Origin of the sequence: Paenibacillus chibensis (assembly GCF_004001045.1) — a bacterium.
Classification (GTDB): Bacteria; Bacillota; Bacilli; order Paenibacillales; family Paenibacillaceae; genus Paenibacillus_AQ; species Paenibacillus_AQ chibensis.
Genome location: NZ_BIMK01000017.1, coordinates 136,079 through 150,591, shown reverse-complemented (window position 1 = coordinate 150,591; position 14,513 = coordinate 136,079). Strand labels below are relative to the sequence as shown.

The window sequence follows — 14,513 nt, the reverse complement described above, 5'->3', positions numbered from 1 at the left end:
GGTCTGTTTCTTATAGGTTGCTATCAGGTCTGATCCGGTCTCAAGAAGGTCTTCACGGCCGGCGGCTCGTAGGATTCGAATTGATCCAGCAGGCGGCCGGGGTCCGTGTCAACAAGGGACATCGTAAGGTATTTCTCATGGATAAACTGCTCACGTCCCATATGCTGAAAGAAGGCGAGCAGAGGATCGTAATACCGATTGATGTTCAGGAACCCGAGCGGCTTGCGGTGAAGTCCCAGCTGGGCCCAGGTGAACACCTCGAAAAATTCCTCCATCGTGCCGGGGCCGCCCGGAAGGGTCATGAAGCCTTCGGCGAGCTCGGCCATTTTGGCCTTGCGCTCATGCATGGATTCTACGATGATGAGCTCCGTCAAATGCTTGTGGGAAATCTCCCTTTTGTCCAAAAATCCGGGCATCACCCCGATAACCTGTCCGCCTGCCGCCAGGACCGAATCCGCTACGGCCCCCATCACGCCAACGCTCGATCCTCCATACACCAGCGTAATGCCGCGCCGGGCAAGCTCTTTGCCGAGCTGCTTGGCGCCTTCCACATAAACGGGAGATGCCCCGGTGCTTGATCCGCAAAATACAGCTACCGATTTCACTCTCTGTTCCTCCTCGCAAATGAGTTCTCTAACTGTCCATGACGCTATTCTATTATATCCTAGACGGAAAGGAGGAGGGTTAACCGGATCGCATGCTTTTTATTTTCATTGTAAAAATATAGGGTTTAACCATGCAAAAAGGCCCTGCGCAGGCAGAGCCTGAAGCTTGGATATATGTGGCGTCAGCGCTTTACGTTCTGCAGAACGTTGACCATAAACGTCAGGATGCCAATCGTGACCAGCACCCCTCCCGTCGCGATGACCGGCTCCACGTGGGCGACTTCGTTCACGTACAGAATGAGGCCGATCATCATGACCGGCAGCCCGATATTATGCAGCCAAAAATGCACTTTCGCGAGCAGGTGATCTCCCGCGTTCGGAAACAGGTAATAAATGATGCCGGACAGCGCGAGCGACGCCCAGCCGAGCAGATTAATATGCGCATGCACGGAAGCGTAGCCGAATTTGTGCGTGATGGACATGAACATGCCGAATAAAATCCCGATGACGAGGTACACAGAGGCGATTTTAATCAACTTGATTCCCAAATCGAACTCCTCCTTTAAATAGCTTCTGTTAACCATATTGTAGGGATGGAGGGAGTATGACGGCTTGTGCAGTAAAATTTCTGCGCTAATTCATATTGAACTCATAGGAATAATATAATATAGTGGATGTGAAGAAAGGGGTGTTCTTTCATGAAGGAAATTCCCGAGCCGTATGTCAAAGCGAATCAGACCGGAATCGTCCTGTTCGTGATTTTAACCGCGGTGTTTAACCAGCCGTATATTCTGCTTGTGCTGTGGCTGATTCAGGTGCTGGGTCTTCTGACCGGCAAAAATGGGTTTGTGCTGCTGGCGAAGCCTTTTTTAAAAGTCGAAGGAGCACCTACGCAGGCTCAGGAGCTGCAGCGGTTCAACAATACGCTGGCTGTCATTTTTCTGACGCTGTCGCTGTTGTCATTTTTGGCGCAGCTGCCGGTTGCGGGCTACGTGTTCGCCGCCATGCTGTTTCTTGCCGCGTTTGCGGCCCTTTGCGGATACTGCATCGGCTGTACGGTCTATTTTCAATACAAGCAGTTCAAGGCCAGAAGAAAGCTTCGTCATTAAAGCCTCTGGTGTTCGACATATCGGCACGACCCTGCGCATACCGCATGGGTCGTGCCTTTTTGCCTTATGTGTAAAACCGTATGCGTAAAAAGGAGGCGGCCTGTACGAGCGTGGGGAAAGGATGCCAGCAGCGGGTAATAGAATAAAAGAGCCGCCTATCGCGGGTTGAGGCTTCCATATGGCAAGTTGGCATTGCCTGAATAGATGTAAACCTTTATTGTAGAAACTAACAGACAAATTCTTAACACGGGCAGCCCATTAGAAAACGAAGGAGCGGATACGGATGAGTGATCAGAAAAGCTTGTTTTATACCGGTACTTACACCGGAGCGGATGAACAGGGGATATTCCTGTGCTCCTTGGACTTACATAGCGGACAAATGGAAATCGTAAACGGCATGGACGGCATCGCGAACGCATCTTATCTGGCCTTGAATGCGGACAGGGACCGTTTATACGCTGTCAGCGAAACCGATGAAGGCGAAGTATTCGCCTACGCCGTGGACGGGGAAACGGGGGAGCTGCATCTGCTGGACCGCAAACCGACGCAGGGCGCGGCACCATGCTACATTTCATTGACCCGGGACGGCAGCCATGTGCTCGTAGCGAATTATTCAAGCGGCCACGTCAACGCCTACAAGGTTCTGGAAGGCGGGGAGCTGGAGCCGGCCAGCGTCGCCTTGCACAGCGGAAGCAGCATTAATAAGGATCGGCAGGAAGCTGCCCATCCGCACTCCGTATTCCAAGACCCGGAAGGGAAGTACGTGCTCGTGTGCGATCTGGGGCTGGACGAAATCGTCTTTTACCGTCTGGAGGAAGGCAAGCTCGTATCGCATCATACCGTGAAGACGGCTCCCGGCGCGGGACCACGCCATTTCGATTTTCATCCGTCCGGCAAGTGGGCTTATGGAATCAACGAGCTGGACGATACGGTGAACGTGTATGCGCTGGATGCGCAGGCAGGCGATCTGAAGATTCTGCAGACACTGTCGACCCTGCCGGAAGGCGCTGCATCGGGAAGCGCAAGCGCGGATATTCATATCACGCCATGCGGACGATTCCTGTACGCTTCGAACCGGAGTGATGACAGCATCGGGCTCTATCATGTCGATGCGGAGACGGGCCTGCTGACTGCGGTGGAGTGGGTGTCCACGAACGGCAAGACGCCGCGGAACTTCGCGGTATTCAAAGGCGGATACCTGTTGGCGGCCAACCAGAACAGCAGCACGATCGTATCTTATAAAATCGATAAGGCAAGCGGCAGATTGACGCCGACCGGCTATGTGCTGGAAGTGCCGAAGCCTGTGTGCATCGTGCCGGTGACGCCGTGCAAGCACTAGACCGAGCCTGATCTAACACAAAAGCAGCCCCTGCATGATGCGGAGGCTGCTTTTGCGCGTTTGGAACGCTGCCGGATACAAGGCGCAGGCAGGCGTTCACGATAGAAGCCGTCAGGAGTTTGAACCTGACATCCTAAACGGGTGAAGCTTAAGCTTTCTGCTCGGAGTAATACAGCTGAAACAGCAGGTCCTGTTGATGATTGCCGAAGCCTCTGCCGAACAAAGCAATGCCGGTATGGCTGCTGCTTTGCCCGGGAACGGCCATGCGGAAGGTCCACTGCTTGTCCCGGATGGGAAGATCCGCGATCGTGACGCCGGAAATCTTTTTTGCATCCATAAAGGTGCCGTTTGGGTTGATCCGGAGCGTCTTCAGCAAGCCGCATTGGCTTGCAGGATCCGTCCACCAGGCGGGGGTATAGAGCCCGCGGCCGGGGCCTTGGTATTTTTGGCCGGACCATTCGCCGAGCCGGGTGCCGTTAAAGGAAAAGACGACGCCGGCCGAATCCGTATCAGGCTGGAAAGGGAGTACCGTTGACAGCTCAAAGGTAATTTCCAGCTCCTCGGGAATCTGGCTGCCGAGCAGAAAGTTGGGAACCTTGTACTCGATATACCCGCTGCTGAACCAGAGCATTTTGGCCTGGACGCGTTCGGGATACCAGAAGTATCTGGGTTCGTTATATTCCCCGATGGTATGCTCTAAAGTTGCAATTCCGCAGGAGGGTCCCAGTTCAAAATCGGTATAATGACCGACGGAAACCTCCGTTTTGTGAAATTGGCGGTGAGGACCAGGGGACGCCGGGATGGTAATCTCGATTTTTTCGGCGGATAGGGTGCATATTTTTTGCACTCCGCCATTGCCGGGAGCCATGCGGGTTGTGATCAACCGGGCTTTCTCCAGCTTTTTGACATGCATAGTCATGATGGCGCTGCTCAGACCGAGGGCTTCCGCCAGCTCGCGAACATTCATCTGCCGCCTGGATAGTAGCTGAAGGATATTCAGCCTTACGCTGCTGGCCAGAGCTTCATAGACGGGAAGGGACGTGGTTGTCGTATCCAGTTCCATGACAAGCCTCCATTCAGGGTTAAAAAATGAGACCTACACTTCAGATTATATAATGGTTTGCCATTATGAACCAAGTTTTGATTGGATAATCCAGCGATTTCCTAAAAAAGGATTGACGAGGGCATAGGTCATGATTACAATACGATTATAACACACTAAACAGGTAGGAATAATAGCAGAAACATGACATTGTTCTCGCCGTACAAACGGAGGAACTTCTGCAGCCGAAGGATAGCTGTGCCCGCATCGGGCCGCCGTATTCTTGGGACAGGGGGTTCTCCGTTTTTTTGTTGGATATTTAGGGCGAGGGGTAGGATTCAAATTTGAAAAAGGGAGTGGGAGACATGGCAAAGACAAGGAATAAGGGGATCCAGACGGCAAGACGGGGGGCCTTGATTGGATTGGTGCTGCTTCTGACGGCGGCGCTCGCGGCATGCGGGAGCAAAAGCGAAAGCGGCGCATCGGCGGAAGGAAAGAGCCCAGGCACGGAAACGAAAAAGAGCAGCGACGCCAAAGCCGTCGAGCTGTTGAACGTATCGTATGACCCGACGCGGGAACTGTACGAAAAATATAACAAGGCGTTTGCCGCCTATTGGGAAAAAGAAAAAGGACAAAAGGTCACAATCAAGCAATCCCACGGGGGCTCCGGCGCGCAGAGCCGCTCGGTCATCGACGGGCTGGAGGCTGACGTCGTGACGCTCGCGCTGGGTTATGATATCGACGCCATCCAGAAAAAAGGGCTGATCAATGAGGGCTGGCAAAATAAATTCGACCTTAACAGCACGCCGTACAATTCGACGATCGTATTTCTGGTGCGTAAAGGCAATCCGAAGCAGATCAAGGACTGGAACGATTTGATTAAAGGCGATGTGCAGGTCATCACGCCGAATCCGAAGACGTCGGGCGGAGCGCGCTGGAACTACCTCGCCGCATGGGGATATGCCCTGAAGCAGAACAACAACGATGAGGAGAAGGCGAAGGAATTCGTCAAAGAGCTGTTCAAGCATGTGCCCGTACTGGATACGGGAGCCCGCGGAGCGACGACGACCTTCGTGGAGCGGGGCATCGGGGACGTACTGCTGGCTTGGGAGAATGAGGCACTGCTCTCCGTCAAGGAGCTCGGTCCCGACAAATTCGACATCGTGTACCCGTCCATCAGCATTTTGGCGGAGCCGCCCGTGGCGGTCGTGGATAAAGTCGTAGACAAGAAAGGCACGCGTGAAGTAGCGGAAGCCTATCTCAAATATTTGTACTCGGAGGAAGGACAAAAAATAGCCGCCGAAAACTTCTACCGCCCGACGCTGGCGAGCGTGCAGGACCAGTTCAAGGATACATTCAAATCGATTCCGCTGTTTACGCTGAAGGATGTCTTCGGCACGTGGGACGAAACGCAGGCGAAGCATTTCCAGGACGGCGGCGTATTCGACCAGATCTATACGCCGGGCAAATAATGCAGGCAAGCAGGGGAGTTGAGATCGGATGAGCCAAACAAAAGCTGGCCGGAGCCGGGTACTTCCCGGCTTCGGCCTTACAATGGGATATACGGTTGCTTACTTAAGCCTTGTCGTACTCCTGCCGCTGTCCGCCCTGTTGATCAATTCAACGGGGCTGAACTGGGCTAAATTCTGGCAGGTTGCGACGGATCCGCGCGTGCTGGCATCCTACCGGATCAGCTTTACGACGTCAGCAGCCGCCGCATTGATCGATGCGTTGCTGGGACTGCTGTTGGCTTGGGTCCTGGTACGCTACGAATTTCCGGGGAGAAGGCTGTGCGATGCGCTGATCGATTTGCCGTTTGCGCTGCCGACGGCGGTGGCAGGGGTGTCGCTGACGGCATTATATGCTCCGAACGGCTGGATCGGCTCTCTGCTGGCGCCGCTCGGAATCAAAGCGGCCTTCTCACAGCTGGGGATCACGCTGGCGCTCATGTTCATCGGCCTGCCGTTCGTGGTACGGACGCTGCAGCCAGTACTCCAGGATGCCGAGCGGGATGCCGAGGAGGCATCCGCCACGCTCGGCGCAGGCCGATTCCGGACCTTTCGTTCCATCATACTTCCCGGGCTCGTGCCGCCTCTGTTGACGGGCTTTGCGCTTGCCTTTGCCCGAGGCATCGGCGAGTACGGCTCGGTTGTGTTCATATCGGGCAATATGCCGATGAAAACGGAAATTGCTCCGCTGCTCATCATGTCCAAGCTGGAGCAGTATGATTATGCGGGAGCGGCGGCCGTGGCCGTCCTGCTGCTGCTCATTTCCTTTCTGATGCTGCTGGTGATCAATTCGCTGCAGCGGTGGTCAAGCCGGAAAAAGGAGGCGGTATAATATGGCGGCAAGTATACCTGGCGCAGCGGCGGTTCGGCCGGTGCGTTCCCGGCCGGCGGCAGCGGAAGCGCCATGGGTGAAGTGGCTGCTCATCGGGGCGGCTGCCTTGGTACTCCTATGGCTGATCGTGCTTCCGCTTGCCGTGGTTCTCACGCAGGCGCTGAAGAAGGGCTGGGATGTTTACCTCAGCGCCTTATCGGATCCGGATGCCCTTTCGGCACTGAAGCTCACGCTGCTCGTGGCGCTGATTACTGTCCCGCTGAACACGATTTTTGGCATCGCGGCGGCTTGGGCCATGACCAAGTTCAAATTCAGGGGCAAGGGCATCCTGGTGACGCTGATCGATCTCCCGTTTGCGGTTTCGCCGGTCATCGGCGGGCTGATATTCGTGCTCGTCTTCGGCGCGAACGGTTGGTTCGGACCCTGGCTGGCTGATCATGACATCAAAATCATTTATGCGGTTCCCGGTGTCGTGCTGGCGACGCTGTTCGTAACGTTTCCCTTCGTGGCCCGGGAGCTGATCCCGCTGATGGAGGATCAGGGGCAGCAGGAAGAGGAAGCCGCGATCACGCTGGGGGCGAAGGGCTGGACGGTATTCACGCGCGTAACGCTGCCGAATATCCGTTGGGGCCTGATTTACGGCATTATCCTGTGCAACGCGAGAGCGATGGGGGAATTCGGCGCCGTCTCCGTCGTGTCCGGCCATATTCGGGGAGAAACGAATACGCTGCCGCTGCATGTTGAAATTTTATACAACGAATATCAGTTTTCCGCTTCATTTGCTGTGGCTTCATTGCTGCTGCTGCTGGCCTTGGCCACGCTGCTCATTAAAAGCTTCTATGCGCGGAAAAATGCGCATTGACAGCCTTTTTCCCGGCATGATAAGGTAGGTACAAATCACAGTAAACTGGTTGGAAAAGGATGAATAAATCGGCTTAACAAAGGAGGCTGCGTCATGGCTAAAGGACTCCAGGTGGATCAGTTATGGCTTGAGCGGATAGCAGGCCAATTAAACGACATGGAATTCGGCTCTCTGCATATCGTCGTGCATGAAGGGCAAATCGTACAGATGGAACGGACCGAGCGGAAGCGCTTCGAAAATGTCCCTGCCAAAACAGCCAAGACGGGAATATCAGCCAGAACCCGGCAGGATCTGAAGAAGGCTGCCCAGGACCACCGGCGCCCTTGATCAGCCGCTTTCATTCCTGAACGGACAGGTGCAGGGGATCGGGAACAAGCAAAACCCGTTGATGGATATCCATCAACGGGTTATTTATTTTTCTTCTTCAGATTCTTCCAGCAGCTCCGCTGAACCGGCGTAAGGGCGCTCGCGTCGTCTCGAGCGTTTCGGGTGAACGGCGAACCCTGCGATAAAAAGAATAAGCTGAACAGCGAATATGTAAGGAGCGGCGGTTAGACCAGCCGTATGTGCGACCGCGGCAGCGGCGATGATCAATGCCAGTACGCGGTGGACGGTCTTGGCAGAATCCTTTCTCGGGGTCATGACGGCCAGACAGAACGCAATGACGGCAGCCAGGCAGGACACGAATCGCAGCCAAAGCTCGGCGCTTGTCCAGGATAAAGCCTGGATATTCTGTTCGTGAAACGCTTGGTACAGCTGCAGGCACCAGTACAGGATCAGCATCAGGGCTGCGAAAGGAACAGCCGGGCGGATCAGCTTCCAGAAGCCGATGCCCCAGCCGGGATTGTCAAGCGACCTGATAATGGAGGACTGCTCGGCAATGCGCAGGGCGATCTCCCGGTCAAGCGCCCGCTGGAGCTGAATATGGCGGGAAGTGTCCGGCTCCTTGATATAGGCATCGATGCTTTCCAAGAGACCGGCGGTAATCAACGGAGCAGCCTTGCACTGCTGCAGCAGCAGTATCAAAGGCTCCGTGTCATGCTCGTCCGGCAGCTCTGCCGCCGGTTCGCTGGCCAGCCTGCCGGCAGCCCGCGAGTACAGCTCCAGTGTTTGATGAAGCCGGTCCAGCCGGGCTGAGGCTGCGTTTTTGAAGGAACGGGCAGTACGCAGGTACAGCCATAGAAAAAGGATGACCGCAAGGCCCGTGACGATGATTCTGGACTGCGTATCGGAAATATCATTTGCATTAATCCAAGCCGCAAGGTACAACACCGCACTCCTCCTTCATCGCTTTTGTTTTCACTATTGCATAACAGCGTCCGGATTTCAATATTTCGAATGAACCGTTTATTCAAGCTTGGCGGACAAAATATGCGGCAGATGATCCAAATCGCCGAGCAGCTCCTGCAGGGTGCCGTTATGCTTGGCCTTCCCCTCGATTTTGAGAAGGAAGACGCCGGGTCTTTCGGCGATTTCCTCCATCTCGTAGGAGGAGATGAAAATTTTCCGGGCCGCAAGCGATTTCAGGATCGGCTGCACCGATTCCTTATCCTCCAGCTCAAAGGAAATGTTAATGGAGCGGCCGGTTTTGAAAATCATGCTGAGCAGCTCCAGCCCGATCATGACGAGGATGGTGGCGCTGATGCCAGCCGCATACATGCCTGAGCCGATGGTCAGGCCGATGCCTGAGGTTGCCCACACGCCCGCGGCGGTCGTGAGGCCGCGCACCATTTTTCGCTCGATGATGATCATGCCCGCCCCGAGAAAGCCGATGCCGCTCACCGCCTGGGCCGCAATCCGGCTGGGATCCAGCGCGATATGATCATGATCCAGTACCTGGGCAAAGCCGTACTGCGATACCAGCATAATGAGCGCGCTGCCGACGGCAACGAGAAAATGGGTTCTGAGCCCGGCCTCCTTGGCTCTCAGTTCACGCTCCAAACCGATGACGGCGCCAAGCAGCCCGGCCACCGCCAGTCGGATGATGTACTCTGCAATCATGCATTCATCAGCTCCTTAAACAAAACCATGCGAAAGATTTCCTGATTTATTACCCATTTTCTCCGATTGCAAGGGAAGGGCGTTTTTCAACCTTTGGCACCGGTGGGTAAATAGATAACAAAAGGACTTGCCAGGGAGGCTTTGCAATGGATATGGGAATGATTTCAGTCAAGCTGATTGCCGGTTTTCTCGGTCTGTGGATCATGACGCGATGTTTGGGCAAAAAAGAGATTTCCCAGCTGACTCCCTTTGATTTTGTGTCTTCGCTCATGCTGAGCGAGCTGGTGGGCAATACCGTATATCAGGAAGACGTTCACTTGGGCCAGCTTTTGTTTTCACTGGCTGTATGGTTTATTTTATCTTATGTATTTGAAAAAGTAACCCAATATGCCAGGAAAACCCGCGGGCCGCTGGAAGGCTCGCCTTCCATTCTCATCCGCAACGGGCAGGTGGATGTCCTGGAAATGAAGAGAAACCGCCTGGACTTCGAGCAGCTGCTGATGATGCTGCGTCAGAAGGATATTTTTTCCGTGCGGGAGGTTTCCTATGCCATTTTCGAGACAAACGGTTCGCTGAGCGTGATGAAAAACAGCGAGTACGAGGCGATGCAAAAATCCGATCTGGGTCTGGCAAAGGATGATCCGGGGCTGACGTACAATCTGCTGGAAAACGGCCGGATCAATGAGGATGGCCTGAAAGCCATCGGCAAGGACAGCCTATGGCTGAAGCGGCAGCTCCGGCAAAACGGGTATGACGATCTGGAAGCGATCGCCTATGCGGAATGGCAGGAGGGACGGGGCTTATACGTGCTGGAGCATAAGCGTAATTACGCATAAATTGCCGAATGCGGATCATAATTCAACATTTTGCGGGCAGGGAAGGGCATTTGCGGGTAATATAGAAGTACGCACGGAATGAACAGGTGCACAGGACTATGGAAAAATAGACAAGAGGAGATTTATTTCATGACAGAAACCATTCACCCTATGAATATAACGATTTTTGGTGCAACCGGTACCGTTGGACAAGCCATCCTGAAGGAAGCGCTGAGCCGCGAGCATGAGGTGACAGCCGTGGTACGCGATGTTTCGAAGCTGACAGAAAAGCATGAACGCCTGCATGTGGTGCAGGGAGACATTTTGGATCCGGCATCGGTGGAAGAGCATACGCGCGGACGTGAGGCGGTGATCAGCGCGTACGGTCCGAAATTCGGCTCCGAAGCGGAGCTGCTGGAGGCCGCCCGTTCTCTGGTCGAGGGCGTACGCCGTTCCGGGGCCGAGCGGCTGCTGGTGGTTGGCGGCGCGGGCAGCCTGATGACCGATGAAGGCGTCCGTCTGATGGATACGCCTTCCTTCCCGGCAGAGGTCTATCCGTTGGCGAAGGCTCATGCCGACGCCTACGAAATTTACAGCCAGTCCGATCTGGAATGGACCTATCTCAGCCCGGCATCCGTGCTGGAGGACGGACGCCGCAGCGGGAATTTCCGCATCGGGATCGACCGTTTGATCACGGATGAACTTGGGGTAAGCCGGATTACGACGGGAGATTTGGCGGCGGCGCTGATTGATGAGATGGAAGACCCGTATTTTGTGAGCTCCCGTTTTACGGCGGCTTATTAAGCATCTGGGATGTACAGCAAAGGGCAGCTGCCGCACGAAAGAGACGTGCGGCGCTGCCTTTTGCATACACAGCAGCAGCATACATTTATGAAAAAGAGGGGGAGAAAACATGTACATCGTGACCTCAGCGCAAATGCGGGAGCTGGATCTCCGCACCATCGAGGAAATCGGCATACCCTCGATGGCTTTGATGGAGAATGCGGGCAAAGCGATCGCGGAGGAAGTCATTCGGCTGTGCCGGGAACGCAGCGGCACGGCGGCAGGGAAGCTTCGAGCGGACACGGGGATGGAGGGAGATCTCCGCGGCGTGATCCGCGCAGACGAAGCGCTGGCGCTTGCGCATCCGGAGCGGGAGCATTGGCTCATTCTGGCCGGCAAGGGGAATAACGGCGGCGACGGACTGGTTGCCGCCCGCTATCTGCGCGAGGCCGGCATCGGCGTGACGGTGGCGTACGCCCTGCCGCCGGAGCAGCTGCAAGGGGATGCAGCCCTGCAGCGGGACGCTGCCGCAAGGCTGGGCATCCCCTTGCTTGTCCACGGCCGGGATGCCGTGGACTATGCCGCCTGCACGGGCATCGTGGATGCCCTGCTGGGGACAGGCGCGCACGGGGAACCCCGCGGCGCGTATGCGGACATGATTGCCGCAGCCAACGCCAGCGGCAAAACGATCGTGTCGGCGGATATCCCGAGCGGGATATCCGCCGACACCGGTGAAGTCAGCCGGCCATGCATCGCGGCGCGGCTGACCGTAAGCCTCGCGTTCCTGAAGCGAGGCTTGACGCAGTTCCCCGGCGCGGAAGCCGCCGGGGAGGTGGTGGTACGCTCCATCGGCATACCCTCGGAGCTATGCGGTCAGCAGGAGGGCCTGGCTTTCCTGCTGACCGAAGACGTGCTGCGCGGCCGCCTGCGCGTGGATACGGCGCGCCGCCGCTCGCCGGACGGCCACAAAGGCACGTATGGCCACGTGCTTGTGGCGGCCGGGAGCCCGCGCATGAGCGGCGCGGGCCTGCTGTGCAGCCGCGCTGCGCTGCGTGCCGGCAGCGGGCTCGTCACCTGGGCGCTGCCGGCGCCGCTGCTGCCGCATATGGCCGGCGCGGCCCCGGAAATCATGCTTGCCCCCGCGAGCGGCGGGGACTGGGATGAAGGGTCGGCCGCGTCTTTGCTGGAGCTGGCGGCCAGCCGCGATTCCCTGGCCGCAGGACCCGGTCTTGGCCGTTTTGAAGGGGATGGACGCTGGCTGCGCCGCATTTGGGAACAGGCGGAATGTCCGCTTGTGGTGGACGCGGACGCCTTGAACATGCTCGCGGACTGCAAGGATATATCCGCGTGGAAGTCGCGCCAGGCCGATACGGTACTAACCCCGCATCCAGGGGAAATGGCGCGTTTAACCGGCATGTCCACGCAGGAGGTACAGCGCGACCGGATGTCCGCCGCGGTGAAGTATGCAACGGAGCAACAGGTCACGTTGGTGCTCAAAGGGGCGAGAACCGTCATTGCCGCGCCGGACGGAACCGCTTACGTGAACATGACCGGCAACGCCGGCATGGCTACGGGCGGCTCCGGCGATGTATTGACGGGCATCATCGCAGGCCTTCTGGCAGAGGGACTGACCGGTCCGCAGGCCGCGGCCTATGGCGTGTATCTCCATGGATTGGCGGGCGAGACGGCATCATCGCGGCGCGGACACATGTCTTCGCTGATCGCCGGCGATCTCATCGAAGCGCTGTAAGCCGGGAGAAGCTCCGGTGGGCGGAGCCGACCTTATAGGCAAAACAGGCAGATCAGCGGAACGATCAGCGCGAAAAGAGGCGTAAACAAGGAGTCGCCGGAGAACAGGCGCTTGCCGGTGAAGAAGACCAGAATGGTGCACACACCGGCGATGGCAGCGAGCTCTGCCATTCCGTCAAACTCTGGCGTTCGGATAAACAAGCAGTAATAGACCGTGTAGGCTGCGGCCGCATATAAGGCCGCCTGCTTCAGCCGGCTGAGCGGGGGGAGCACGGCCAGGATCGCGTCCGAAGCGATGGAAATCAGCATGGCATAGCTGTAGACCCATACTTCCGGTGTAACGAAAGGCTCCCCGTTCGAGGCGTCCCAAAGCGTATGGGCCATGGGCAGCACCCGTGACAGCAGCATCAGCATCAGCAGGGTCAGTCCGGCGGAGGCCAGCTTGTTCATCGTATATTTTCCCGACTTCAGCCGGGCTTGGATAAAGGAATATTCCGGTTTCATCATCATGCTTCTCTCCTTGCCCATGATCATCCTTGCTACAGCATAAGCGTCAGCCATCCAAAAGGTTACGGGGAGATGGCCTGGGAATTGTGAATGGATCAAGCTTGCAAAGAAGCGCCGCAGCGACCCTTTTAGCGAACGGAAGAGGAATGTACAGGTTTATAGACGAATATGTAATATATGTAATATATGGAAAATATGAAGCGGGAAGCCCGTGTGAAACATCCGTAACCTGCTGACAGGGAAGTGACAAATAGGGTACTAAAGGGAGGTGATCGTGCAGGTGAAGCAGTTCATGGCGGGACTCGGCATATTTTGCGGCGCAGCGTTCTTTCTTTTCCTGGTATTTGTCTTTTCGGGCGGATCTGCAGAGATGCTTTTTATCGTTGGAGTCAGCATTGTAATTGCGATGCTTGGCTTGGTGCTGGTGAATCAGCATCAAGCGCTGGAGGCACGAAGAAGGGAAGAAAAGCGGCGCTTACGGAACTTGAACCAAAAATTGCAATTAGAACAGAAGTCAGCCTCCCCGCCGTGAACCGGACCGGGAGGCTGTTTTTTTGCGGATTCGCTTCAGCGTATCAGGCTTTCTTTTTCCGCGGGATGGTCAGCGTCTGCCAATCATCACCCTGGATCATTTTAGCGGCATAGATGATTTGTCCGACATGGCTGGAATAATGCGACATTTGGCGCTCGATGGCTTCCAGCACAGTATGGGGCTGTTGACGGATATAGACTGTCCGGAGCATATCTTCGCCTGTCAGATCCGACAGCGTCTGCAGGAAGACGTCCCAACCGCGATTCCATACCGCGAGAAGCTCCTCCCTGGATTCAATCGTGCCCTCGAACTCCTCGTCCCGGTCCCGGCCGGGCTTCTCTCCGTCCGAGGTCAGGAAGTCCGTCCAGCGGGAAATCATGTTGCCGCTGATATGCTTGACGATGACCGCAATGCTGTTCGATTCCTCGTTCGGTGCCCAGTTCAGCTTGACGTCGTCGGAAATCTGGGCGATCGCTTTTTCCGCGGACTGCTTCAGCTCCTTGAATTTTGCCGTGGCAACCTGCAGGTATAGGCTCCCGGCGTCTTGTGCATTAGATGGATTGTCCAATCCAGCCACCTCCGTATCATGAGTAAAATGAACTGAAGTTAAATCTTATTGCTCTTTTGGATTCGTGATCATGCAGGAGAATAATCTTTAGTTCAATGGATATGGATAACTTCCTGCCATGGTCTTATGCACCACCAGTATATTCCTCACGAATCACCTTCCGCAACCGGTGGAGGAACGTGCCGCATAGGCCCGCTCCCTTCGGCGGTTCGGTATCGCCGGATAACCTTCACCGGGCCGGTACGCGACCCGGATTTACCT

Annotated in this window: 17 protein-coding genes; 10 read left to right on the top strand and 7 right to left on the bottom strand. The window is 55.9% G+C overall.

Annotation, left to right across the window (positions count from 1 at the left end; translation table 11 throughout):
• Window positions 1–23: 23 nt before the first annotated feature.
• Both PCH05_RS15210 and PCH05_RS15205 read right to left on the bottom strand, forming a co-directional pair.
• Window positions 24–605: an LOG family protein gene (locus tag PCH05_RS15210; protein WP_127603316.1), complete on the bottom strand. Its 582-nt coding sequence runs from the start codon at window positions 603–605 to the stop codon at window positions 24–26.
• Between the two features lie 182 nt (window positions 606–787).
• Window positions 788–1,153: a cytochrome-c oxidase gene (locus PCH05_RS15205; protein ID WP_127603314.1), complete on the bottom strand. Its 366-nt coding sequence runs from the start codon at window positions 1,151–1,153 to the stop codon at window positions 788–790.
• Between the two features lie 150 nt (window positions 1,154–1,303).
• Between PCH05_RS15205 and PCH05_RS15200 the strand changes: the two genes are divergently transcribed.
• Window positions 1,304–1,714 carry a DUF4395 domain-containing protein gene (locus tag PCH05_RS15200; RefSeq protein WP_127603312.1) on the top strand — a complete coding sequence of 137 codons (411 nt, stop codon included), beginning with the start codon at window positions 1,304–1,306 and terminating at the stop codon, window positions 1,712–1,714.
• A 283-nt stretch (window positions 1,715–1,997) separates the two neighbouring features.
• The gene (locus tag PCH05_RS15195) at window positions 1,998–3,053 is read left to right on the top strand and encodes a lactonase family protein (RefSeq protein ID WP_127603310.1); all 1,056 of its coding nucleotides are present in this window, start codon (window positions 1,998–2,000) and stop codon (window positions 3,051–3,053) included.
• A 148-nt stretch (window positions 3,054–3,201) separates the two neighbouring features.
• Here PCH05_RS15195 and PCH05_RS15190 read toward each other — a convergent pair whose 3' ends face one another.
• The gene (locus PCH05_RS15190; protein WP_127603308.1) at window positions 3,202–4,116 is read right to left on the bottom strand and encodes an ArsR/SmtB family transcription factor; all 915 of its coding nucleotides are present in this window, start codon (window positions 4,114–4,116) and stop codon (window positions 3,202–3,204) included.
• A gap of 344 nt (window positions 4,117–4,460) precedes the next feature.
• Here PCH05_RS15190 and PCH05_RS15185 point away from each other — a divergent pair, with 344 nt between their 5' ends.
• The 4 genes from PCH05_RS15185 to PCH05_RS15170 all read left to right on the top strand — a co-directional run bounded on the left by PCH05_RS15185 (window position 4,461) and on the right by PCH05_RS15170 (window position 7,624).
• Window positions 4,461–5,567, top strand: a complete 1,107-nt coding sequence (locus PCH05_RS15185) for a sulfate ABC transporter substrate-binding protein (protein ID WP_127603306.1) — start codon at window positions 4,461–4,463, stop codon at window positions 5,565–5,567.
• A gap of 28 nt (window positions 5,568–5,595) precedes the next feature.
• Window positions 5,596–6,435, top strand: a complete 840-nt coding sequence (cysT, locus tag PCH05_RS15180; RefSeq protein ID WP_127603304.1) for a sulfate ABC transporter permease subunit CysT — start codon at window positions 5,596–5,598, stop codon at window positions 6,433–6,435.
• 1 nt (window position 6,436) lies between these two features.
• The gene (gene cysW / locus PCH05_RS15175) at window positions 6,437–7,297 is read left to right on the top strand and encodes a sulfate ABC transporter permease subunit CysW (RefSeq protein ID WP_127603302.1); all 861 of its coding nucleotides are present in this window, start codon (window positions 6,437–6,439) and stop codon (window positions 7,295–7,297) included.
• Window positions 7,298–7,390: 93 nt separating this feature from the next.
• Window positions 7,391–7,624, top strand: coding sequence for a YezD family protein (locus PCH05_RS15170; protein WP_127603300.1), 234 nt, complete (start codon window positions 7,391–7,393; stop codon window positions 7,622–7,624).
• 84 nt (window positions 7,625–7,708) lie between these two features.
• Here the strand turns inward: PCH05_RS15170 and PCH05_RS15165 are convergent, their stop codons facing one another.
• A complete protein-coding gene (locus PCH05_RS15165) occupies window positions 7,709–8,569 on the bottom strand; it encodes a hypothetical protein (protein WP_127603298.1) in 861 nt (286 codons plus the stop codon).
• A gap of 75 nt (window positions 8,570–8,644) precedes the next feature.
• Window positions 8,645–9,298 (bottom strand): MgtC/SapB family protein, encoded by a 654-nt coding sequence (locus PCH05_RS15160; RefSeq protein WP_127603296.1) that lies wholly within the window; start codon window positions 9,296–9,298, stop codon window positions 8,645–8,647.
• A 146-nt stretch (window positions 9,299–9,444) separates the two neighbouring features.
• On the opposite strand from PCH05_RS15160, the gene PCH05_RS15155 reads away from it, so the two are divergent.
• The 3 genes from PCH05_RS15155 (at window position 9,445) to PCH05_RS15145 (ending at window position 12,646) form a co-directional block, all read left to right on the top strand.
• Complete coding sequence (locus tag PCH05_RS15155; protein ID WP_127603294.1) at window positions 9,445–10,134, top strand: DUF421 domain-containing protein; 690 nt, start codon at window positions 9,445–9,447, stop codon at window positions 10,132–10,134.
• Between the two features lie 150 nt (window positions 10,135–10,284).
• Entirely contained in the window at window positions 10,285–10,917 is a 633-nt protein-coding gene (locus PCH05_RS15150; protein WP_127603437.1) for an NAD(P)-dependent oxidoreductase, read from the top strand.
• A gap of 109 nt (window positions 10,918–11,026) precedes the next feature.
• Window positions 11,027–12,646 (top strand): NAD(P)H-hydrate dehydratase, encoded by a 1,620-nt coding sequence (locus tag PCH05_RS15145; RefSeq protein WP_127603292.1) that lies wholly within the window; start codon window positions 11,027–11,029, stop codon window positions 12,644–12,646.
• A 32-nt stretch (window positions 12,647–12,678) separates the two neighbouring features.
• On the opposite strand, the gene PCH05_RS15140 is transcribed toward PCH05_RS15145, so the two are convergent.
• On the bottom strand, window positions 12,679–13,152 hold the full coding sequence (locus PCH05_RS15140) for a hypothetical protein (RefSeq protein WP_164766658.1): 474 nt from the start codon (window positions 13,150–13,152) through the stop codon (window positions 12,679–12,681).
• Between the two features lie 292 nt (window positions 13,153–13,444).
• On the opposite strand from PCH05_RS15140, the gene PCH05_RS15135 reads away from it, so the two are divergent.
• Window positions 13,445–13,684, top strand: coding sequence for a hypothetical protein (locus PCH05_RS15135; protein WP_127603288.1), 240 nt, complete (start codon window positions 13,445–13,447; stop codon window positions 13,682–13,684).
• A gap of 43 nt (window positions 13,685–13,727) precedes the next feature.
• Here the strand turns inward: PCH05_RS15135 and PCH05_RS15130 are convergent, their stop codons facing one another.
• A complete protein-coding gene (locus tag PCH05_RS15130) occupies window positions 13,728–14,252 on the bottom strand; it encodes a DUF1572 family protein (protein ID WP_127603286.1) in 525 nt (174 codons plus the stop codon).
• Window positions 14,253–14,513 lie beyond the last annotated feature (261 nt).